The sequence below is a fragment of the Halomonas sp. 11-S5 genome, from assembly GCF_029889825.1.
Taxonomy (GTDB): domain Bacteria; phylum Pseudomonadota; class Gammaproteobacteria; order Pseudomonadales; family Halomonadaceae; genus Halomonas.
In genome coordinates, this window is sequence record NZ_JARANW010000003.1 from 173,401 (window position 1) to 193,869 (window position 20,469).

The following is a 20,469-nucleotide window of genomic DNA, read 5'->3' on the forward strand; positions in this document are numbered from 1 at the left end:
CATGTCCTTGACCCGCCTGGTCTCTCGCTGGCTGTTGACCCTGGTGGCGCTGCTGCTGTCGCTGCTGGCGGTGCTGACCCTGATGCTGCGCCTGCTACCGGTGCTGCTCGAGGAGCAGGCGCCGCGACTGGAGCGCCTGCTCTCGGCGCGCTTCAATGCGGTGGTCGAGCTGGACGAGTTGACGGTTGGTCTGCAGCGGCTGGATCCGCACCTGGCGATCGACGACCTGCTGATCCGCTCCCGGGAGGGGCTGGGGCATGTCCCCTTGCTCGAGGTGAAGCGGGCGCAGCTGCGCCTGGACAGCCTCGCCAGCCTGGCCGCCGGGGTGCCCCTGGTGGCTGATGCCCGGGTACAGGGCGTGACCGTGCACCTCTACCAGGATCCGGCCGGACGCTGGCACTGGCCAGCGCCCGCGGAGCTTCCCCCCGAGCTGGTGCCCGAGGCCGCCTTCGACCTCGATCGCCTCGACTTCTGGGTCGGCATGTTGCTGCGCCAGAGTGCCTGGGTCGAGGACGTCAGCCTGGTGCTGCATGGCCGCAAGGAGCGTGCCGTGCTCAAGGCGCCGCGCCTGGTGATGACCGGGGACGCGCGCCGCACCCACCTGGAGGGCGAGGTGCTGGTGGAGGGGCAGCGGGGGCAGGCCATCCGGGCGGTGATGGAACTGGTCCCCGGGCCCTCGGGACTGCGCGACTTCAGCGCGGCCCTGCAGGCCGAGATGCGCCTGGACAGCCTGCTGGGGCTGTCCGAGGTGCTGGGTTATGGCGACGCCCTGCGCCTGGAGGCCGCCAGCGGCGAGGCGCGCCTCTGGGGCCGCTGGCATCGGGGCGCCCTGGCCGACCTGCGCCTCGACATCGACGCCCCCCTGCTGGCCCTCGCCCAGCCCGAGTCCGCCGCCGACGAGACGTCACCGTCGGCCATCGTGCTCAACCGAGTGACGGCCCGCGGCCAGTGGCTGCGCGAGGCGTCGGGCTGGCAGGGCTGGCTCGAGGGCGATGCGCGCAGCGCCGACTGGGCCCGCCCCGAGGGGGAGGGCGAAGCAGCAGCCACCGGGCCGGCCGTGCCTCGCTACTGGCATGTTCGCAGCCGAGACGATGGCTGGTGGCTCAACACCAGCGAGTTCGACCTCGGAGCCCTGGCCGCCTGGCGCGACCGGCTGCCACTGCCCGAGGCCCTGGCGCGGGTGCTCGACAGCCTGGACCCGCGCGGACGGGTCACCGCCCTGGGGCTGGGCCGGGAGGGCGGCGACTGGATCGCCCGGGCCTCGGCAACCGAGGTGGCGGTGTCCCCCTGGCAGCACGCCCCCGGGGGCGGCCCCCTGGATGTCTGGGTGACCTCGCGGGGCCTCAGGGGCCACGTCGAGTTCGCCGGCCGCGACAGCCGGCTGCACTTTCCGCGGGTGTTCGGCGCGCCCATGGCGCTCTCCCGGGCCAGCGGCGTGATCGACTGGGCCTACGATGGCCCGCGCAGCTTCGTCAGCGGGCGCGAGCTCGAGGTCGTCTGGAACGGGGCAACGGTCGAGGGAGGCTTCGGGCTCTCGGTGGGCGGTGGCCAGCGCGGCGGCTTCGGTCTCCAGCTCGACTTCCGCGAGGTGGACGCCGTCGACACTCCCCTGATCGACTGGCTGCCGGTGGGCGTGCTGGGGCCGGAGCTCGCCGACTGGCTGGCCGGCGGGCTGGCCGGCCGGGTGCCCGAGGGCTCACTGCGCCTCCATGTGCCCTTGAGCGGTGAAGGCGAGCAGACCTCGCCATCCCTGCAACTGGATCTGGCCGTGGAGGAGGGTCGCCTGCCCTTTGCGCTCGGCTGGCCGGCCCTCGAGGAGGTCAGCGGGCGCCTGCGGATGGAAGACGGGACCCTGACGGCGGAGGTGGACCGCGCTGAGAGCCTGGGGGTCGAGGCGCGTGCCGGCGAGGTGCGCCTGGCGGACGAGCGTCTGGAGGTGAATGGCGAGCTGGAGGCCTCGGCCGCGGCGCTGCGCCGCTACCTGCTGGCGCTGCCCGTCGAGGGCATGGCGGCGGTGGAGGACTGGCAGGGCGAGGGCCGAGCGTCTGGCACCCTGGACCTGTCGCTGACCCTGGGCGAGCCCGAGTCCCTGGCCCTGGACATCGCCACCGAGGCGGACTTCCCGAGGCTCGTCCATGCCCCCTTGCAGCTGGCGTTCCGCGACCTCCAGGGCCCTCTCGCCTGGCGTCAGCGCGGCGAGGAGGGCGGCCTGGAGGGTCGCCTGGCCGGGCGACTGCTGGGCGGGCCCGTGACCAGCGAGATCGACACTCTCGGCGGCGGGTTCGACCTCGCCGGCCGGGCCGAGGCGCAGGCCATCGCCGAGTGGAGCGGCATGCCGGGCCTCGGCGGCCTGATCGCGGGCCAGCTGCCCTGGCAGGGGCGCCTGGCGTTCGGCGACGAGGGCATCTCGCTGCGCCTCGACAGCGGCCTGGAGGGACTGGCCATCGCCCTGCCGGAGCCGCTGGGCAAGCGCCGCGAGGCACGCCTCCCCCTGCAGCTGACCTTCGACCTGGCCCAGGGCCGCCTCGATGGCCGCCTCGGCGACCGGCTGGGCCTGCGCTGGCGCGAGCTCGACGGTGGCGCCTCCGGGCAGGGGCAGGCATGGCTGGGCCGCCGGCCGGACGCCTGGCCCCGCGGGCCCGGCTGGAGCGTCGCGGCCTATCAGCCGCGCCTGCCGGTGGCCGACTGGGCCCGTGCGCTGTCGCCGTTGATCGCCCAGAGCGGCCGCGGCCAGGGCGGCAGTGCCGGGCCGGCGGCGCTCTCCTCGCTAGCCATCGAGACCGACTGCCTGCAGGTCCAGTCACGCTGCCTGGGGTCGCTGGCCATGGAGGGCGGTGCCCGCGGCGGGGGCTGGGAACTTTCGCTGGATGGCAGCCTGGCCAGCGGGCACCTGTCGTATCGGCCCGCTCTGGGAGACGCCCTGGATATCACGCTGGAGCGGCTGGCGCTGGACGCCCTGGTGCCGCCGGCCAGCGGCAGCGGCCGGCTGCTGGACGAGCTCGATGTGCCGCCCGAGGCGACCCCCCTGCCGGACGGCCTCGAATCCTTGCCCGACGGCCGGCTGCGGATCGCCGAGATCACCTGGCAGGGGCAGCGCCTCGGCCCCTTCAATGGGCGCTGGCGGTCGGCGGCCGACCGGCTGGTGGTCGATCCCCTGGGCCTGACGCTGGGCCAGATCAGCGCCCATGGCAACCTGGTGTGGGAGGCGAGCGGGGCCGGGGACAGCCTGACCCGGGCGCGGCTCGACCTGGATGGCCGGGACCTGGGCACTGCCCTGGCGGTGCTGGGCCAGCCGGTGGCCGTGCGCAGCGCCGAGACCCGGGTGACGAGCCAGCTGGCCTGGCCGGGGGCGCCCTGGCAGTTCGCCCTGGCTCGCTCCCGGGGCAGTCTCGAGGTGGCGCTGCGCGACGGGCGCTTCGTCAACATCGAGTCGCCCTCGGCGCGGGTCGTCGGCCTGCTCAACGTCGACAACCTGTTGCGTCGGTTGCGGCTCGACTTCTCCGATGTCACCGGCCAGGGGACCGCCTTCGATCGTGTCACCGGTGCCGCTACCCTGTATGGTGGAGTGCTGGAAACCCGCGGTCCGGTGGAGATCGAAGGGCCGGCGACCCGCTTCACCCTGGACGGCAGCGTCGACCTGGCGCGTCGGGAACTCGACCAGCGCCTGGCCGTCACCGTCCCGGTGAGCAGCAACCTGCCGTTGGCGGCAGTGCTGGCCGGCGCCCCGGTGGTCGGCGGCGCCCTGTACCTCGCCGACAAGCTGTTCGGTGACGCCATCGACCGCGTGACCCGAATCCACTATCGCGTGCAGGGCCCCTGGACCTCGCCGCGGATCTCTCTGGAAAGTGCCGAATGACATCACAGACTCACGCCATGCTCGACGAGGCCTCCGCTGTCCTGCTGACGCCGGGCGGCCTCGACCTCGCGGCCCTGGATGACGGGCTGGGCCACGCCATGGGCCCGGGCATCGACTATGCCGACCTCTACTTCCAGCGCAGCTGGCACGAGGGCTGGGTGCTGGAGGACGGCGAGGTCAAGGAGGCCAGCTACAACATCGATGGTGGCGTCGGGGTGCGCGCCCTGGCCGGCGAGAAGACCGGCTTCGCCTATTCCAACCAGATCACCGTCGATGCCCTGGCCGAGACCGGACGCACTGCCGCCGGCATCGTGCGCCGCGGCGAGCGACGGGCGGCGGCGCCGGGCGTGGCCATGGCCAGCCAGGCCCGCTATGCCGGGGTCGATCCGCTTACCGGCCTCTCCGCCGAGGACAAGATCGCCATGCTCAAGCTCGCCGACCGGGTGGCCCGGGCGGCGGATCCCTCGGTGGCCCAGGTCAGCGCCTCGCTCACCGGAGTCCACGAGGTGGTGCTGGTGCGTGCAAGCGATGGCACCCTGGCGGCGGACATTCGCCCGCTGGTGCGCTTCAATGTCAGCGTGATCGCGGTGCGCAACGGACGCCGTGAACGGGGCAGCGCCGGCGGTGGCGGCCGCTATGCCATGGTGCGACTGCGCGACGAGAACGTCGCCGAGCGCTATGCCAAGGAGGCGGTGCGCCAGGCACTGGTCAACCTGGAGGCCGTTGCGGCGCCGGCCGGCCAGATGCCGGTGGTGCTGGGCCCGGGCTGGCCGGGCATCCTGCTCCACGAGGCGGTGGGCCATGGCCTGGAGGGGGACTTCAATCGCAAGGGCAGCTCGGCCTTCGCCGGGCGGATCGGCCAGCGGGTCGCCTCACGCGGCGTCACCGTGGTCGACGATGCCACCCTCGACGACCGGCGCGGCTCGCTCTCCGTCGATGACGAAGGGACCCCGGGCCAGAGCACCACCCTGATCGAGGACGGCATCCTGACCGGCTACATGCAGGACAAGCTCAATGCCCGGCTGATGGGCATGGCGCCGACCGGCAACGCGCGGCGCGAGTCGTTCGCCCACCTGCCGATGCCGCGCATGACCAACACCTACATGCGCGCCGGCAACGATGACCCGGCGGACATCCTGAAGAGCGTGCGCCGCGGGATCTACGCGGTGAGCTTCGGCGGCGGCCAGGTGGACATCACCTCCGGAAAGTTCGTCTTCTCGGCAAGTGAGGCCTACCTGATCGAGGACGGCAAGATCACCGCGCCGGTCAAGGGGGCGACCCTGATCGGCAACGGCCCCGAGGCCATGGGCCGGGTCTCGATGATCGGCCACGACATGGAACTCGACACCGGCATCGGCGTCTGCGGCAAGGAGGGGCAGGGCGTGCCGGTGGGCGTGGGACAGCCGACGCTCAAGCTCGACGAACTGACCGTGGGGGGAACCCAGTCATGACCCCTTCGGGGAGCTGTAAGCTGTAAGCTTGAAGAGCGCCGCTTCGCGGCTGGAAGCGGGAAGAAGTCATGGTTTGACGGGGCTTTGGTAACTTCCAGCTTCCGGCTTAAAGCTTCCAGCTTCAGAGGCCGGCGGTATCGCGAATCAGCCGGAAGAGTCGGCGAGCGTTGGTCGGGGGCTTGTCCTGCTCCCGCTCGCGGCGAGCATTGCGGATCAGCTGGCGCAGGGCCTGACGATCGACCTCGGGGAACTCGTCGACGAAGGTCTCCACGGCGTCGTCGCCCTCGTCGATCAGCCGGTCGCGCCACTTCTCGAGGCGATGAAAGGCATGATCGCGGCGCAGCGTCTCGTTCTCGATCGCGTCGAACACCGCCTGGATGCCGTCGAGGTCTTCGCCGCGCATCAGCTTGCCGACGTACTGCATGTGGCGGCGGCGAGCCTCGCGGGCCTTGATGCGTGCCGTCTCCTCGATGGCATGCAGCAGGTCGTCGGAGAGCGGGAAACGGGCGCGCTGGGCATCGCTCATGGCGATGATCTGCTCGCCGAGCTGCTGCAGGGCCTGCATCTCGCGCTTGATCTGGGACTTGCTGGGCCGCTCGTCGGCCGGGGAGAGGTCATCCTGGGTCATGCCGGTTCCACTTCAGTCGGGATCGAATTGCGCACTAGTATATCAGCCCGCGGCACGGGGCTGGACAATGCACCATCGACAGGGCCGGCCCGATGGCCGACCAAGTGAGGAGAGACGTTCATGACACAGGCTTTCGATGCCGCCGCGCAGCAGACCCTGCTGGAGAGTCGCGCCCGGACGGCCCTGGACCTGGCCCGTCGGCTGGGGGCCGATGCCTGCGAGGTGGGGGCCAGCGTCGACCAGGGCGTCGGCGTCAGTGTCCGCGAGGGCGAGGTGGAGACGGTCGAGCTGTCGCGGGACCAGGGGATCGCCGTGACCGTCTATGTGGGGCAGCGCAAGGGCAGTGCCTCCTCCAGCGACGCCGGCGAGGCCTCGGTGCGTGCCGTGGTCGAGAAGGCCCTGGCCATCGCCCGTCACACCGGCGAGGATCCGGCCTCGGGCCTGGCCGAGGCGCGACGGATGGCCAGCGAGCTGCCGGACCTCGATGTCCACCATCCGTGGCCGCTGTCCATCGATGCGGCCACCGATCTGGCCCTGCGCTGCGAGTCGGCCGGCCGCGGCATGGCGGGCATCAAGAGCTCCGACGGGGCCAGCCTCTCCAGCGGCGAGGGAGTGCGCGTCTATGCCAACAGTCACGGCTTTCTGGGCAGCCAGCGCGGCAGCCGCCATTCGCTCTCCTGCATGCTGATTGCCGAGGACGAGAACGGCATGCAGCGCGACTATGACTACACCAGCGCCCGGGACCCACGCGATCTGGCCGCCGCCGACGCGGTGGGCGAGAGTGCTGCTCACCGCACGCTGCGACGCCTGGGTGCCCGTCGGCCGGTCACCGGGCGGATGCCGGTGCTCTTCGACCCGACCCTCGCCAGTGGCCTGATCGGCCACCTGATGGGGGCGATCGCCGGAGGCGCCCTCTATCGCCAGGCCTCCTTCCTGTGCGATCGGCTCGATACTCCGCTCTTTCCCGAGTGGTTCAGCCTCGGTGAGCGGCCCATGGAAGTCGGCGCCATGGCGAGCTCGCCGTTCGACGGCGACGGCGTGCAGACCCGCGACAATGTCTTCGTGCGCGACGGCCGCCTGGCCAGCTACATGCTCTCGGCCTACAGTGCCCGGCGGCTGGGCCTGGAGACGACCGGCAATGCCGGGGGGGCGCGCAACCTGCGCATCACCGCACCGCTGGAGAGCCGCGAGGCGCTGCTCGCCCGCATGGGCCGCGGCGTGTTGGTCACCGAGCTGATGGGGCAGGGGGTCAATGGCGTGACCGGCGACTACTCCCGTGGCGCCGCCGGTTTCTGGGTCGAGGACGGCGAGATCCAGCATCCGGTGGAGGAGTTCACCATCGCCGGCAACCTGGAGACGATGTTCCAGGGCCTGGTCGGCGTCGGCGACGATATCGATACTCGCGGCAGCATCCATACCGGCAGCTGGCTGGTCGACGAGATGATGGTGGCGGGTGGCTGACGCCGTCAGCCGTCCTCCTCGAAGCGGGCCTCGAAGAGTCGGGTGATCGCCTCGAGGGCCGCCTCGGCGTCCTGCCCTTCGGTGCAGACCTCGAGCTCGGTGCCGTAGGGGGCGGCGAGTATCAGCAGCGACATGATGTTGTCGGCATCGGCCTGTTGGCTACCGCGGCATACGGTGACCCGGGCGGCGAAGGGCTGGCAGCATTGCACCAGCTTGGTGGCGGCGCGGGCATGCAAGCCGCGCCGGTTGGTCAGGGTCAGCTTGCGACTCGGCACGCGTCAGGTTCCTTCCTGCTCTTGTTTATCCCCGGCCACGTCCTGGTCGGCGGGGAGGGTGATTTGCACCCTTAGTTCACGATGGCGCAGCCGCACTCCGGCATGCCGGCTCGCCAGCTGATCGGCGAGGCGTTCGGCCAGGTAGACCGAGCGGTGCTGGCCGCCGGTGCAGCCGATGGCCACGGTGAGGTAGCTGCGCTGGCTGGCCTGGTAGTGCGGCAGCCAGCGCTCCACCCAGGCGAGGATGTCGTCGAGCATCTCGCCGACGATCGGGTAGCCGTCGAGGAAGGCGATGATGCTAGGGTCGCGCCCGGTGGCATCACGCAGCGCCGGATCCCAGTAGGGGTTGGGCAGGCAGCGGGCATCGAAGACGATGTCCGCATCGAGCGGCACGCCGCGCTTGAAGCCGAAGGACTCCACGGTCAGGGTCATCCGCTCGGCGCGGTGGCCGGCGACCTGGTCGGTGATGCGCCCCCGGAGATCGTGCACCGAGAGGCGCGTGGTGTCGATCACCAGGTCGGCGAGGTCGCGGATCTCGGAGAGGGAGTGCTCCTCGGTATCGATCGCCTCGGCAAGGGTCATGTCGCTGCCGCGGGTCAGGGGGTGTCGGCGGCGGGTCTGGGAGTAGCGTTCGAGGAGCACACGCACGTCGGTGGTCAGATAGACCACTTGGCAGTCGACCCGGCGGCCCCGCAGCTCCTCGAGCAGCTCGGGAAAGCGCTCCAGGGCCGCGGGCAGATTGCGGGCATCGATGCTGACGGCGATCGAGGAGCGCAGCGAGCGGTCATCCTGCAGTTCATCGACGAGCGGACCGAGCAGCATGGCCGGCAGGTTGTCGATGGCGTAGTAGCCCAGGTCTTCCAACGCCTGCAGCGCGATCGACTTGCCGGAGCCTGACCGGCCACTGATGATCACAAGCTGCATGCGGGTCTCCTGGTCGTGGGTATGGCCGGGCAGAGGCCCCCTAGGCGGGAGGGCTCAGCCGGCCGAGGCCTGTCGTCGGATCGCCTCTGTGAGGCGTTCATGGAGTTCGCGCTGGCTGGTGCTGTGACGCAGCCCGGCCCGGGTGTCGGCATCGTTCATCACGCTGGCGACTTGGCCGAGCAGGGCCAGGTGGGCCTCGTCGGCTTCCTCGGGCACCAGCAGCACGAACACCAGGTCGACCGGCTCACCGTCGATGGCGTCGAAGTCCACCGGTTCGGCCAGCTTGAGGAAGCCGGCGATGGGGGCCTTGCAGTGGGGGTTACGGGCATGGGGAATGGCGACCCCGTGGCCGATACCGGTACTCCCCAGCCGCTCGCGCCCGATCAGCCGGCTGAAGACCTCCTGGCTGTCGAGACTGGGCGTGTTCTGGGCGATGAAGGTGCTGAAGAACTCCAGCACGCGTTTCTTGCTCCCTCCAGGCACATCGAAGAGGGTGCGCTCCGGGGGCAGGATGGCGTCCAGTGTCATGACGGAATCAGCGGGCACCGGCGCCCTGGGCGCGGGCCTGGGCCTTTTCCTTGTGCTTGACCAGTTGGCGATCGATCTTGTCGGCCAGCGCATCGATGGCCGCGTACATGTCGTTGTCCATGGCTTCGGCATGCAGTTCGGCACCGGCAGCATGCAGGGTACAGGCCGCCTGCTGGCGCTCCTTCTCCACGGAGAGGGTGACCTGCACGTTGGTGATATTGTCGTAGTGGCGCTCCACGCGGGTGAGCTTTTCTTGCACATAGTCACGCAGGGCGTCGGTCAGTTCCACATGATGGCCGGTGATGTTGACTTGCATGACACGCTCCTTGCTCTTTCGGGTTATGGGTCGATTGTAACCCTTTTTGCTGTTCTGCATAGCCCCTCGACCGAGGGGATTCGAAAGGCGCATGACCGGCGTCATTTCAACCGCTTGCGGCCACGCGAGAGGAGGAAGTCCGGGGCCTGCGGGAGCGCCTCAACGCAGCCGCTTGCGTTCGCTGGAGGAGGGGATGCCCATCGCTTCGCGGTACTTCGCGATCGTGCGCCGCGCGACGCTGATGCCGGCTTCGTCGAGCAGAGTGACCAGCTTGCTGTCGGAGAGGGGTTTGCGAGGCGGCTCGTCCTGGATCAGCTTGCGCAGGCGCGCGCGGATGGCGGTGCTGGAGTGGGCATCGCCCTCGCTGCCGCTGCCCCCCACCTGGCTGGAAAAGAAGTACTTGAGCTCGAACATTCCGCGCGGGGTGTGGATGAACTTCTGGGTGGTGACCCGCGAGATAGTCGATTCGTGCATCTCCACGACCTGGGCGATGTCGGCCAGGATCAGCGGCTTCATCGACTCCTCGCCGCGCTCCAGGAAGTCGAGCTGGCGCACCATGATCTCGCGGCCCACGCGCAGCAGGGTGTCGTTGCGGCTGGAGAGGCTCTTCATCAGCCAGCGCGCCTCCTGCAGGTGGTCCTTGAGGAACTGGTTGTCCTCGCTCTTGTCGGCCCGTCGGATCAACGCGGCATAGTCGGGCTGGATGCGCAGCCGCGGCATGGCCTCCGGGTTGAGTTCCACCTGCCAGCCATCGCGGGTGTGGCGGGCGATGAGGTCGGGGATGACATAGGCGCCATCGCTATCGGAGAAGGCGCTGCCGGGGCGCGGGTCCAGGGAGCGCACCCGCTTGATCACCGTGTTCAGGGCGTCGTCGTCGAGGCCGAGCCGGCGCTTGAGCAGGCGGCGATCGTCGCCGGCGAGCGCCTCTAGGAACTGGCGGATCAGGCGGCGGGCCTGCGGCAGCAGCGGGGTGGTGTCGGGCAGGGCAGCCAGCTGCAGCATCAGGCACTCGCGCAGGTCGCGGGCGAAGACCCCCGTGGGCTCGAACTGCTGCAGGCGCAGCAGCACCTGCTCGACTTCGCGGGTCTTGAGGCCGTCGAGGCCCTGGGCCCTGAGGCCGTCACGGATATCCTCCAGGGGCTGGGTCAGGTAGCCGTCGCCGTTGACGCCGTCGATCAGGCTTTCGGCGATGTGCAGCTGGCGTGCGTCCAGGTCGGTCATGGCCAGCTGCCAGGCCAGGTGGCCCTGGAGGCTCTGGCCCGATGCCTGGCGCTCGAAGTCCGGGCCCTCGCCACTGCCGCCGGTGGGCGCGGTGCCGAGGTCCTGGTAGGTGTCGGACCAGTCGCTGTCGGTGCTGAGTTCGTCGGGGATCTCGCTGGCCCACTCCTCGTCGGTCGCCTCGCTCACCGCCTGCTCGCCGAAGTCATCCTCGACCTCGAGCATCGGGTTGGATTCCAGCGCCTGCTGGATCTCCTGGCGCAGGTCCAGGGTCGAGAGCTGCAGCAGCGCGATGGCCTGCTGCAGCTGGGGGGTCATGGTCAGCTGGGTACCGACACGCAGTTGCAGGGACGCCTTCATGGCCATGAGACGAGTGCCCTCGACTTGCCGAAAACCCCAACCCTAGCCGCTGGTCGGGGGGCTTGCAAGCGCAAAAAATGCAACAATCGTGCCATGCGCAATCTTCATGCCGTCGCGGAATAACGACAGATATATCAGGTGACTGTGGTCAGAGACGGAAGTCCTCGCCCAGGTAGACCTCGCGGACCCGCTGGTCGGCGAGGATCGTTTCAGGATCTCCATTGGCGATGATGCGCCCGTCACCGACGATGTAGGCGGTATCGCAGATGTCCAGGGTATCGCGGACGTTGTGGTCAGTGATCAGCACCCCGATGCCGCGGGCCTTGAGCTGGCGGATGATGCCCTTGATCTCGCCCACCGAGATGGGATCGACCCCGGCGAAGGGTTCGTCGAGCAGGATGAAGGCGGGCTCCGTCGCCAGCGCACGGGCGATCTCGACCCGGCGGCGTTCGCCCCCGGAAAGGCTCATGCCGAGGTTGTCGCGGATATGCGTCACGTGGAAGTCCTCGAGCAGCTGCTCGAGATGGTCCCTGCGAGCGGCGCGGTCGAGCTCCTTGCGGGTCTCGAGGATCGCCATGATGTTGTCGGCGACCGACAGCTTGCGAAAGATCGAGGCCTCCTGGGGCAGGTAGCCGATGCCGGCCCGTGCCCGCTCGTGCATGGCCGCCGTGGAGAGGTCGAGGTCGTCGATACGGACTTCCCCGGCGTCGGCCCGCACCAGTCCGACGATCATGTAGAACGAGGTGGTCTTGCCGGCCCCGTTGGGGCCGAGCAGCCCGACGATCCGGCCCTGCTCGATGGAAAGGCTGATGTCCTGCACCACCCGGCGTCGCTTGTAGCTCTTGGCCAGATGGAGGGCGCTCAGGGTCTTCATCACTGGCCGTCCTGCTGCTCGGGTTCCAGGGTCATGCGTACGCGCTGGCGTTCATTAACGCCCTCGGCCTCGGCGCGCGCCTGGACCACGCGACGGTCGAGGAAGTATTCCAGGTAGCCGCCGTCGAAGGTATCGCCGCTCTGATGCAGCTCGGCCCGGTCGATCAGCTCGATGCGGCGCTCGGCGACATGGTAGACGATGGTGCGCCCCCAGCCGCGGACCAGAGGCTCGTCCGGGGCGGGCTTCTGCTCGATGTAGGCGCGTTCGCCGGTGGCGGTGGCGCGAGCCAGTTGGCCCTGGTCGTTGCGCTGGATCTCCACCCGGGCGCCGGTCAGCTGCATGCTGCCCTGGCGGATGTCCACGTCGCCGGTGTAGACGGCGGTACCGGCACGATCATCGAGGTCGAGACGGTCGGCCGTCACCTCGACCGGGGCGCTGGCATCGCCCTCCAGGGCCAGGGTTGGTGCACTGCCCATCAGCAAGCCGACCATAGCAAGGGTCAGCAAGGGGGCTAAGGGGGGGGGCGTCATGACTCGGGCTCCTCGCGGGTGTCGGGCGGATGGTGGCCGCGTACATTGTCGGTCAGCCGGGCGCGGTTGTCATGGATCCAGGCGTCGAAGTGCTCGCCACGCATCCGCTGGGGCGGCTGGCGCAGCTGGGCCGGGGTGTCGCTCCAGGCATGGCCGCTGTCGGCGTCGAAGTGGAGCACCTCGGTGTCGAGCTGCCAGCGCTCGGCGGGGGCCAGGAGTCGTGCATTGCCGGAGAGGGTCAGTGGGTTGCCGCCCGTCCCCAGGGTGCCGCGCTCTCCGCTGGCCAGCCAGACCCGTCCCGAGTCGTCCAGCAGCCGTCCCTGCGGCTGCTCCAGACGGGTGACGTCGTCATGCGGGGTGTGGGTCAGGCGCGGCGAGTCGAGCCGCTGGTGGGGGCGTCCTTGGGCATCGAAGCGGGTCAGCCTGGCGTCTTCCAGGTAGTAGTCCGGCTCGCCGGCCTCGCCCCCCGGCACGGGGCCGGGGAGCGGGGTGTCGCGCAGGTCGAGCAGCGCCAGTCCGCCGCCCAGGGCGAGCAGCAGCAGCAACAGGCCGGTGCGAAAGCCAGGGCGCGGCAAGCGCATGGCTCAGGTCGTGCCGTGCAGGTAGGTGTCGAGTACGGCGTCCCAGTGCCCCTGGGCCTGGAGCAGGGTGTCGCAGATCTCGCGCACGGCGCCATGGCCACCCACGGCTTCGGTAACCCAGTCGGCATGCTGGCGGATATAGGCCGGCGCGCCAGGCACGCTGATGCCGACTCCGGCGCGTCGGATGGCGGCCACATCAGGCATGTCGTCGCCGCAGTAGGCGACCTGCTCGAGCTCCAGCCCCAGGCCGCGGCACAGCTCGCGCAGCACGCTGAGCTTCTTCTCGGCCCCCTGGAAGACATGCTTGACGCCCAGCGCGGCGGCACGCTGGTTGACCATCGGCGAATCGCGGCCGGTGATCAGCGCCACCACGATGCCGGCACGCTGCGCCAGCTTGATGCCATGGCCATCGTGGGTGTGGAAGGCCTTGATCTCGACGCCATCGGCCTGGAAGTAGAGGCGTCCATCGGTGAGTACGCCGTCCACGTCCAGGGCGAGCAGGCGGACGCGGCGCAGGCGGTCGATGAGTTGGCTGTCGAGCGGAGGGGAATCGAGGCTCATGGTGTCTCCAGCAGTCTGGGGCTTGGGGTGGGCGTAAAGGGCGTCAGATGACGCCGCTGGCGAGCAGATCATGCATGTGCAGGGCGCCGACCGGGCGGCCGTCGGCATCGACCACGGCCAGCGCCGAGATGCGGTTGTCCTCCATGATGCGTACCGCCTCGGCGGCCAGGGTGTCCGGGGCGATGCGCTTGCCGGGCCGGGTCATGACATCGTCGACGGTGAGGCCCGAGAGGTCACTGTGCTGGTCGAGGGTACGGCGTAGGTCGCCGTCGGTGTAGACCCCGGCCAGGCGTCCGTCGGCGTCGACCACGCAGGTGAAGCCCAGCCCCTGGCGGGTGATCTCCAGCAGGGCATCACGCAGCGGGCTGCCCAGGTCGACCCTGGGCAGTCGAACGCCTTCGTGCATCAGATCGGCGACCCGCAGCAGCAGGCGCTTGCCCAGGCTGCCGCCGGGGTGGGAGAGGGCGAAGTCCTCGGCGGTGAAGCCGCGTGACTCGAGCAGCGCCACGGCCAGGGCGTCGCCGAGCGCCAGGGCGGCGGTGGTGGACGAGGTGGGGGCCAGGTCCAGCGGACAGGCCTCGCGCTCGACGCCGGCATCCAGGTGGGCGTCGGCATGGCGGCCGAGGGTCGAGCCCGGTCGGCCGGTCATGCTGATCAGCGGCGTGCCCATGCGCTTGAGCAGGGGCAGCAGGGCGGTGACCTCGGCGGTCTCGCCGGAATGGGAGAGGGCCAGCACCACATCGCCGGGGGTGATCATGCCCAGGTCGCCGTGGCTGGCCTCGCCGGGATGCACGAAGAAGGCCGGTGTGCCGGTGCTGGCCAGGGTGGCGGCGATCTTGCCGGCGATATGGCCCGACTTGCCCATGCCGGTGACCACCACGCGTCCGCGGCAGGCCAGGATCAGCGCGCAGGCGTGGTCGAAGGCATCGTCGAGGCGTCCGGCCAGGGCGGCGATGGCCTGCTGTTCCAGTTCCAGGGTACGGCGGGCACTCTCGCGCAGGAGGGACGTGCCGGCCGCTGAGGGAGCGTCATTGGTCATGGCGGTGATTGTTGCCCGTTGTGGGGTTTCACTCAAGGGTCAGCCGACGGCGGAAGGGCCGGCGATGCCGAGCCAGGCCAGATAGCCGGCATAGCTTATCACCAGCAGGCCCCCGGGCAGGCGCCCCAGGTGGCCGCGGCGGTTCCACAGCAGCAGCGCCCCCAGGGCCAGGGTCAGCAGCAGCATTACCGGGTAGTCGCGACCGGCCGCGGCGGGGTCCGTGGCGCCCGGGGCCAGCAGCGCCGGCACCGGAAGCACGGTCAGCATGTTGAAGAGGTTGGAGCCGATGACGTTGCCGATGGCCAGGTCGTGGTGGCGCTTGAGAGCGCTGGCCAGGCAGGCCGCCAGTTCCGGCAGGCTGGTGCCGATGGCCACCACGGTCAGCCCGATCGTAAGCTCGCTGACGCCGAGTCCTCGGGCCAGCTCGCTGGCGCCCCACACCAGGGCGCGCGAGCTGGCCACCATGATCACCAGCGTGGCCACCAGCCAGCCCAGGGCCTGGCCCATTGGCATGCCGGGGATCTCGCCGGCACTCTCGTCATCGGGGGTGTCGGCGCGGAACAGCCACCACAGGCTGAACACCAGCAGCACCAGCAGCAGCACGCCGTCGAAGCGCTCGAGGTGGCCGTTGGCCAGGGCGTAGCCGGCCAGGCCCGTGGCGCCGAGCAGCAGCGGCAGCTCGCGGCGCACGATGGAGAAGCGCACCGGGATCGGCACCACCAGCGCCGTCACGCCCAGCACCAGGGCAATGTTGGCGATGTTGGAGCCCAGCGCATTGCCGATGGCCAGGTCAGGCGCGCCATCGAGAGAGGCCATCACCGAGACCACGATCTCCGGTGCTGAGGTGCCCAGCGAGACGACGGTCATCCCCACCAACAGGGTGCTCATGCCAGCCCGCCAGGCGGTGGCGGCGGCGGCACCGACGAAGCGGTCGGCACTCCATAGCAGGCCGACGAAGCCGAGCATGACGATCAGCAGGGGGAGAAGCATGGCGAGATCCGGGACGGTGAGTGGCGGGCGCACATTGAACATGTCGGGCCCGGGCGGTGCAAGACGCGCGGGACGCTGGCGCCGCGGGGCATGGTTAGGATACGATGTTCGATAATATTTTCGAGGATGGTAAAACGATGACGGACTCGCCCTTCGTGGAAGTGGAGAGCCTGCACTTCTCGCGCGGCGAGATGGACATCTTCCGCGGCATCGATCTGGTCATCCCGCGCGGCCGGATCACGGCCATCATGGGCCCCAGTGGTACCGGCAAGACTACCTTGCTCAAGATGATCGGCGGTCAGCTGACCCCAGATGCGGGGCATGTTCGCATCGATGGCCAGGACGTCCATGCGCTGTCGCGCAAGGCGCTGTTCGTGCTGCGCCGACGCATGGGGATGCTGTTCCAGAGCGGGGCGCTGTTTTCCGATATTGATGTCTACGAGAACGTGGCCTTCCCGCTGCGGGTGCATACCGACCTGCCCGAGGCAATGATCCGTGACGTGGTGCTGATGAAGCTGCAGGCCGTCGGGCTGCGCGGGGCCCGGGGGCTGATGCCCTCGGAGCTTTCCGGCGGCATGGCCCGCCGGGTAGCGCTGGCACGCGCCATCGCCCTGGACCCGGAGCTGATCCTCTACGATGAGCCCTTCGCCGGCCAGGACCCCATCTCCCTGGGCGTGCTGGTGCAGCTGATCAAGCGCCTCAACGAGGCCCTGGGACTGACGGCGGTGATCGTATCCCACGACATCAAGGAAACCCTGAGCATCGCCGACTACGTCTACGTGATCGCCGATGGCCAGGTGATGGCCCATGGCACGCCGGCGAGCCTCGATGCGGACCTCGATCCCCGGGTCAGCCAGTTCATGCACGGCGAGCCCGACGGGCCGGTGCCCTTCCATTACCCGGCGATGGATTTCCATGCCGATATCCTGGGCAGCGGGGGACCGCGATGATCGACCGCATTCAACATCTGGGCCGGCAAGGCTGCGCTCTGCTGGAGTCGCTGGGTCGCGCCGGGATATTCCTCGGCCAGTCGGCGGTGGGGGTGCCGTCCCGCGAGGGCCTCCACCTCTGGGTGCGGCAGATGCACTTTGTCGGCGTGATGTCGCTGGCCATCGTGCTGGTCTCGGGGCTGTTCATCGGCATGGTGCTGGCCCTGCAGGGTTACACCATCCTGGTCGACTTCGGGGCCGAACAGGCGCTGGGGCAGATGGTAGCCCTCTCCCTGCTGCGCGAGCTGGGACCGGTGGTGGCGGCGCTGCTGTTTGCCGGCCGTGCCGGCTCGGCCCTGACCGCCGAGATCGGCCTGATGAAGGCCACCGAGCAGCTGACCAGCATGGAGATGATCGGCGTCGACCCGCTGCGGCGCGTGGTCGCGCCACGACTCTGGGCCGGCTTTGTGGCCCTGCCTTTGTTGACCATCGGTTTCAGCGCGGTGGGCGTCTGGGGCGGCCAGCTGGTCGGGGTCGAGTGGCTCGGCGTCTTCGAGGGCTCCTACTGGGGTAACATGCAGGCCAGCGTCGGGTTTGTCGATGATGTCGGCAACGGCCTGATCAAGAGCCTGGTGTTCGCCCTGGTGGTGACCTGGATCGCGGTGTTCCAGGGCTATGACCTGATCCCCACCTCGGAAGGTATCTCGCGAGCCACCACCCGCACGGTGGTCTATTCCTCTCTGGCGGTACTGGGCCTGGATTTCGTGCTCACCGCCCTGATGTTCGGAGAGCTTTCCTGATGTTCGGAGCAAACGGATGAAGCGCAGCAAGACGATGGAGCTCGGGGTCGGCCTGTTCATGCTGGCCGGCATCCTGGGCCTGGTGTTTTTGGGGTTGAGGGTCAGCGGCCTGAGCCTCGCCCTGCCCAGCGAGACCTTCCGGCTGGAAGCCAACTTCGCCAATATCGGCGGCCTCAAGCCGCGGGCGCGGGTGACGATGGCCGGTGTCACGGTGGGGCGGGTCGAGGCCATTGAGCTGGATACCGACTGGTACGATGCGCGAGTGGTGATGGAGCTCGATGGCCAGCTGGAAGGCCAGCTCCCGGAGGACAGCACTGCTGCCATCCTTACCGCGGGCCTGCTGGGGGAACAGTATATCGGGCTCTCGGTGGGCGGCGCGCCCGAGACCCTCGCCGATGGCGATACCCTGCGCGATACCCAGTCTGCCCTGGTGCTCGAGGAGCTGATCCAGCAGTTCGTGTCCAGCATGGCCAAGGAGTGAACGAGATGAAGAAGATGATGAACCTACGCGCGCTGTTCGCCGGGCTCGGCCTGCTGGTGCTGGCATTGCCGTTGCTGGCCGCGCAGCACGATCAGCGCCCTGAGCAGATGATCCGCGACAGTATCGACGAGCTGATGACGCGCATCGAGGGGCGCGAGGCCTATTTCGCCGACCACCTCGACGAGCTCGAGGCGATCGTCGACGACAGCCTCGAGGACGTGGCCGATTTTCGCTATATCGGCGCCAGCGTGATGGGGCGCTACTTCAGCAACGCCACGCCGCAGCAGCGCTCGCGCTTCGTCGAGACCTTCCGCAAGACGTTGATCGACACCTACGCCAAGGGTCTGGTCACCTTCGACTATCGCGAGATTCGGGTGCTCGACAACCAGCAGACCTCGCGCTACGAGGACCAGGCCAGCGTGGCCATGGAGGTGGTGGCCAACGACGGCAGCGTCTATCCGGTCAGCTATTCGCTGCGCCTGGACGACGGCCAGTGGAAGGTAGTCAACGTGATCGTCAACGGCATCAACCTGGGGCTCACCTTCCGCAACCAGTTCGACCAGGCGATGCGCGACCAAAATCGCGACTATGACGCGGTCATCGATGACTGGGCGCCCGAGCTTGCTGTCGAGGAACTGGAAGAGGGCGGCAGCGCATGAGCGTGCTGCTCGAGCATAACGGGGCCCGCCTCGAGGCCGGTGATGCCGTGCTGACGGTCACCGGCGAGGTGGGCTTCGAGGGGGCCTCGGCGATGGCTGAGGCCGGCAGCGCCTGGCTGGCCGAGCGGTCGGCCGGCAGCGAGGTGGCCTTCGACCTGAGCGGTGTTGGCCGGGTCAGCAGCGCGGCGCTCAGCGTGCTGCTGGAGTGGACCCGCCAGGCCCGTGATGCCGGCGTCGAGGTGTCCACCGTGCGCCTCTCGGTTCCCCTCGAGCGCCTGACCCGGGTCGCCGGGCTGGATACTCTGCTGCCGGTCGCCGCCTGAGCCGCACCTCCCTTCCCATCGCCAAGCGCGGTGCTTTTCTTTACCATGTGCTGCCATGAGATTTCCGCTGCCGGGGCCACGGCGTGGCCGTTGGCAGCGTGCCCCCGACGAATCGACGAACCACAGGAGTGCCGGTGCCATGCAACCGAGCGAAGTGAAGGCGCTGCTCGAGAGCCGACTCGACGGCTGCGAGTTCCATATCCAGGGCGAAGGCTGCAACTTCCAGGTGGTGGCCGTGGGCGAGGTCTTCGAGGGGCTCTCGCCGGTCAAGCGCCAGCAGATGATCTATGGCGCGCTCTCCGAGGAGATCGCCTCCGGCGCCCTGCATGCGGTGAGCATCAAGACCTATACCCCGCAGCAGTGGCAGGCCGCCACCGACAACCAGGGGGCCTGACGGTCGACCTTCCATGGACAAGTTGATCATTACCGGCAATGGCCCCGTCGACGGCGAGGTCTGGGCCAGCGGTGCCAAGAATGCCGCCCTGCCGATCCTCTGCGCGACCCTGCTGGCCGACGAGCCGGTGACCATCGGCAATCTGCCGCACCTGCAGGACATCACCACCACCCTGGAGCTGCTCGGCCACATGGGCGTTGAGGCGGTAATGGGCGACAGGATGTGCATTCAGCTCGACGGCGCCCAGGTCGCCGACTGTCACGCGCCCTACGAGCTGGTCAAGAAGATGCGCGCCTCGATCCTGGTGCTCGGTCCGCTGTTGGCCCACTTCGGCCATGCGGACGTCTCGCTGCCCGGCGGCTGTGCCATCGGCTCGCGCCCGGTGGACCTGCACATCCGCGGCCTCGAGGCCATGGGGGCCGAGATCAGCGTCGAGGCCGGCTACATCCGGGCACGGGTCGATGGCCGACTGCACGGCGCCACCATCTTCTTCGATACCGTCACCGTGACCGGCACCGAGAACCTGCTGATGGCGGCGACCCTGGCGGACGGCACCACGGTGCTGGAGAACGCCGCCCGGGAGCCCGAGGTGGTCGACCTGGCCGAGTGCCTGAACAAGATGGGTGCGAAGATTCGCGGCCACGGCACCGACACCATCGTCATCGAGGGCGTCGAGCGGCTGCACGGCGCCTACCATGACGTCATGCCCGACCGCATCGAGACCGGCACCTTCCTGGTGGCGGCCGCGCTCTCCCGGGGGCGGGTGCGGGTGCGCAACACCCGCGCCGACATCCTCGATGCGGTGCTGGCCAAGCTCGAGGAGGCGGGAGCCACCATCACCACCGGCGAGGGCTGGATCGCGCTCGACATGCAGGGCCGGCGGCCGAAGGCGGTCAACGTGCGCACCGCGCCCTATCCGGCCTTTCCTACCGACATGCAGGCCCAGTTCGTGGCGATGAACGCGGTGGCCGAGGGCACCGCCCGGGTGGTGGAGACCATCTTCGAGAACCGTTTCATGCACGTGCAGGAGCTCAACCGCATGGGGGCCGACATCGCCCTGGAAGGCAACACCGCGGTGATCACCGGGGTCGAGACCCTCTCCGGAGCACCGGTGATGGCCACCGATCTGCGCGCTTCCGCCTCGCTGGTGATCGCGGCGATGATGGCCGAGGGCGAGACCCTGGTCGACCGGATCTACCATATCGACCGCGGCTACGAATGCATCGAGGAAAAACTGCAGCTGCTGGGCGCGCGCATCAGGCGCATCCCCGGCTGAGCCGACCTACAGGCG

At 69.3% G+C, this 20,469-nt stretch carries 22 protein-coding genes; 10 read left to right on the top strand and 12 right to left on the bottom strand.

Annotated features, from left to right (window positions below):
- The first annotated feature begins 1 nt into the window (after position 1).
- Both OP497_RS03850 and tldD read left to right on the top strand, forming a co-directional pair.
- On the top strand, positions 2-3,856 hold the full coding sequence (locus tag OP497_RS03850; RefSeq protein WP_280546652.1) for an AsmA-like C-terminal region-containing protein: 3,855 nt from the start codon (positions 2-4) through the stop codon (positions 3,854-3,856).
- Entirely contained in the window at positions 3,853-5,307 is a 1,455-nt protein-coding gene (gene tldD / locus OP497_RS03855) for a metalloprotease TldD (protein WP_280546654.1), read from the top strand. The genes OP497_RS03850 and tldD overlap by 4 nt, the downstream gene beginning before the upstream one ends.
- A 121-nt stretch (positions 5,308-5,428) precedes the next feature.
- On the opposite strand, the gene yjgA is transcribed toward tldD, so the two are convergent.
- Positions 5,429-5,935: a ribosome biogenesis factor YjgA gene (yjgA, locus tag OP497_RS03860; RefSeq protein ID WP_280546655.1), complete on the bottom strand. Its 507-nt coding sequence runs from the start codon at positions 5,933-5,935 to the stop codon at positions 5,429-5,431.
- Between the two features lie 120 nt (positions 5,936-6,055).
- Here yjgA and pmbA point away from each other — a divergent pair, with 120 nt between their 5' ends.
- On the top strand, positions 6,056-7,396 hold the full coding sequence (gene pmbA, locus OP497_RS03865) for a metalloprotease PmbA (protein WP_280546656.1): 1,341 nt from the start codon (positions 6,056-6,058) through the stop codon (positions 7,394-7,396).
- 5 nt (positions 7,397-7,401) lie between these two features.
- Here the strand turns inward: pmbA and OP497_RS03870 are convergent, their stop codons facing one another.
- From OP497_RS03870 to OP497_RS03920, 11 genes are all read right to left on the bottom strand, one after another.
- Entirely contained in the window at positions 7,402-7,671 is a 270-nt protein-coding gene (locus OP497_RS03870; protein WP_280546657.1) for an HPr family phosphocarrier protein, read from the bottom strand.
- A 3-nt stretch (positions 7,672-7,674) separates the two neighbouring features.
- Entirely contained in the window at positions 7,675-8,595 is a 921-nt protein-coding gene (gene rapZ / locus OP497_RS03875; protein WP_280546658.1) for an RNase adapter RapZ, read from the bottom strand.
- Between the two features lie 54 nt (positions 8,596-8,649).
- On the bottom strand, positions 8,650-9,123 hold the full coding sequence (locus OP497_RS03880) for a PTS sugar transporter subunit IIA (RefSeq protein WP_280546660.1): 474 nt from the start codon (positions 9,121-9,123) through the stop codon (positions 8,650-8,652).
- A 7-nt stretch (positions 9,124-9,130) separates the two neighbouring features.
- The gene (gene raiA / locus OP497_RS03885; RefSeq protein ID WP_280546662.1) at positions 9,131-9,439 is read right to left on the bottom strand and encodes a ribosome-associated translation inhibitor RaiA; all 309 of its coding nucleotides are present in this window, start codon (positions 9,437-9,439) and stop codon (positions 9,131-9,133) included.
- Between the two features lie 159 nt (positions 9,440-9,598).
- On the bottom strand, positions 9,599-11,023 hold the full coding sequence (locus tag OP497_RS03890; RefSeq protein ID WP_280546664.1) for an RNA polymerase factor sigma-54: 1,425 nt from the start codon (positions 11,021-11,023) through the stop codon (positions 9,599-9,601).
- Between the two features lie 142 nt (positions 11,024-11,165).
- Positions 11,166-11,891, bottom strand: coding sequence for an LPS export ABC transporter ATP-binding protein (gene lptB, locus OP497_RS03895; RefSeq protein WP_280546665.1), 726 nt, complete (start codon positions 11,889-11,891; stop codon positions 11,166-11,168).
- Entirely contained in the window at positions 11,891-12,421 is a 531-nt protein-coding gene (gene lptA, locus OP497_RS03900; protein WP_280546667.1) for a lipopolysaccharide transport periplasmic protein LptA, read from the bottom strand. Before lptA ends, lptB begins: the two co-directional genes overlap by 1 nt.
- A complete protein-coding gene (gene lptC / locus OP497_RS03905) occupies positions 12,418-13,002 on the bottom strand; it encodes an LPS export ABC transporter periplasmic protein LptC (protein WP_280546669.1) in 585 nt (194 codons plus the stop codon). The genes lptA and lptC overlap by 4 nt, the downstream gene beginning before the upstream one ends.
- 3 nt (positions 13,003-13,005) lie before the next feature.
- On the bottom strand, positions 13,006-13,563 hold the full coding sequence (locus OP497_RS03910) for an HAD hydrolase family protein (protein WP_280546670.1): 558 nt from the start codon (positions 13,561-13,563) through the stop codon (positions 13,006-13,008).
- 43 nt (positions 13,564-13,606) lie between these two features.
- Positions 13,607-14,602, bottom strand: coding sequence for a KpsF/GutQ family sugar-phosphate isomerase (locus OP497_RS03915; protein ID WP_280546671.1), 996 nt, complete (start codon positions 14,600-14,602; stop codon positions 13,607-13,609).
- Between the two features lie 39 nt (positions 14,603-14,641).
- A complete protein-coding gene (locus OP497_RS03920) occupies positions 14,642-15,592 on the bottom strand; it encodes a calcium/sodium antiporter (protein WP_280546673.1) in 951 nt (316 codons plus the stop codon).
- Between the two features lie 137 nt (positions 15,593-15,729).
- Here OP497_RS03920 and OP497_RS03925 point away from each other — a divergent pair, with 137 nt between their 5' ends.
- The 7 genes from OP497_RS03925 (at position 15,730) to murA (ending at position 20,454) form a co-directional block, all read left to right on the top strand.
- Positions 15,730-16,542 (top strand): ATP-binding cassette domain-containing protein, encoded by an 813-nt coding sequence (locus tag OP497_RS03925; protein ID WP_280546674.1) that lies wholly within the window; start codon positions 15,730-15,732, stop codon positions 16,540-16,542.
- Complete coding sequence (mlaE, locus tag OP497_RS03930) at positions 16,539-17,321, top strand: lipid asymmetry maintenance ABC transporter permease subunit MlaE (protein WP_280546675.1); 783 nt, start codon at positions 16,539-16,541, stop codon at positions 17,319-17,321. Before OP497_RS03925 ends, mlaE begins: the two co-directional genes overlap by 4 nt.
- Positions 17,322-17,337: 16 nt before the next feature.
- Positions 17,338-17,802, top strand: a complete 465-nt coding sequence (gene mlaD / locus OP497_RS03935) for an outer membrane lipid asymmetry maintenance protein MlaD (protein WP_280546676.1) — start codon at positions 17,338-17,340, stop codon at positions 17,800-17,802.
- A gap of 5 nt (positions 17,803-17,807) precedes the next feature.
- The gene (locus OP497_RS03940) at positions 17,808-18,461 is read left to right on the top strand and encodes an ABC transporter substrate-binding protein (RefSeq protein ID WP_280546677.1); all 654 of its coding nucleotides are present in this window, start codon (positions 17,808-17,810) and stop codon (positions 18,459-18,461) included.
- Positions 18,458-18,784, top strand: a complete 327-nt coding sequence (locus OP497_RS03945) for an STAS domain-containing protein (RefSeq protein WP_280546679.1) — start codon at positions 18,458-18,460, stop codon at positions 18,782-18,784. Before OP497_RS03940 ends, OP497_RS03945 begins: the two co-directional genes overlap by 4 nt.
- A gap of 139 nt (positions 18,785-18,923) precedes the next feature.
- Positions 18,924-19,178: a BolA family protein gene (locus tag OP497_RS03950; protein WP_133635911.1), complete on the top strand. Its 255-nt coding sequence runs from the start codon at positions 18,924-18,926 to the stop codon at positions 19,176-19,178.
- 13 nt (positions 19,179-19,191) lie between these two features.
- Positions 19,192-20,454 (top strand): UDP-N-acetylglucosamine 1-carboxyvinyltransferase, encoded by a 1,263-nt coding sequence (gene murA / locus OP497_RS03955; protein WP_280546682.1) that lies wholly within the window; start codon positions 19,192-19,194, stop codon positions 20,452-20,454.
- Positions 20,455-20,469 lie beyond the last annotated feature (15 nt).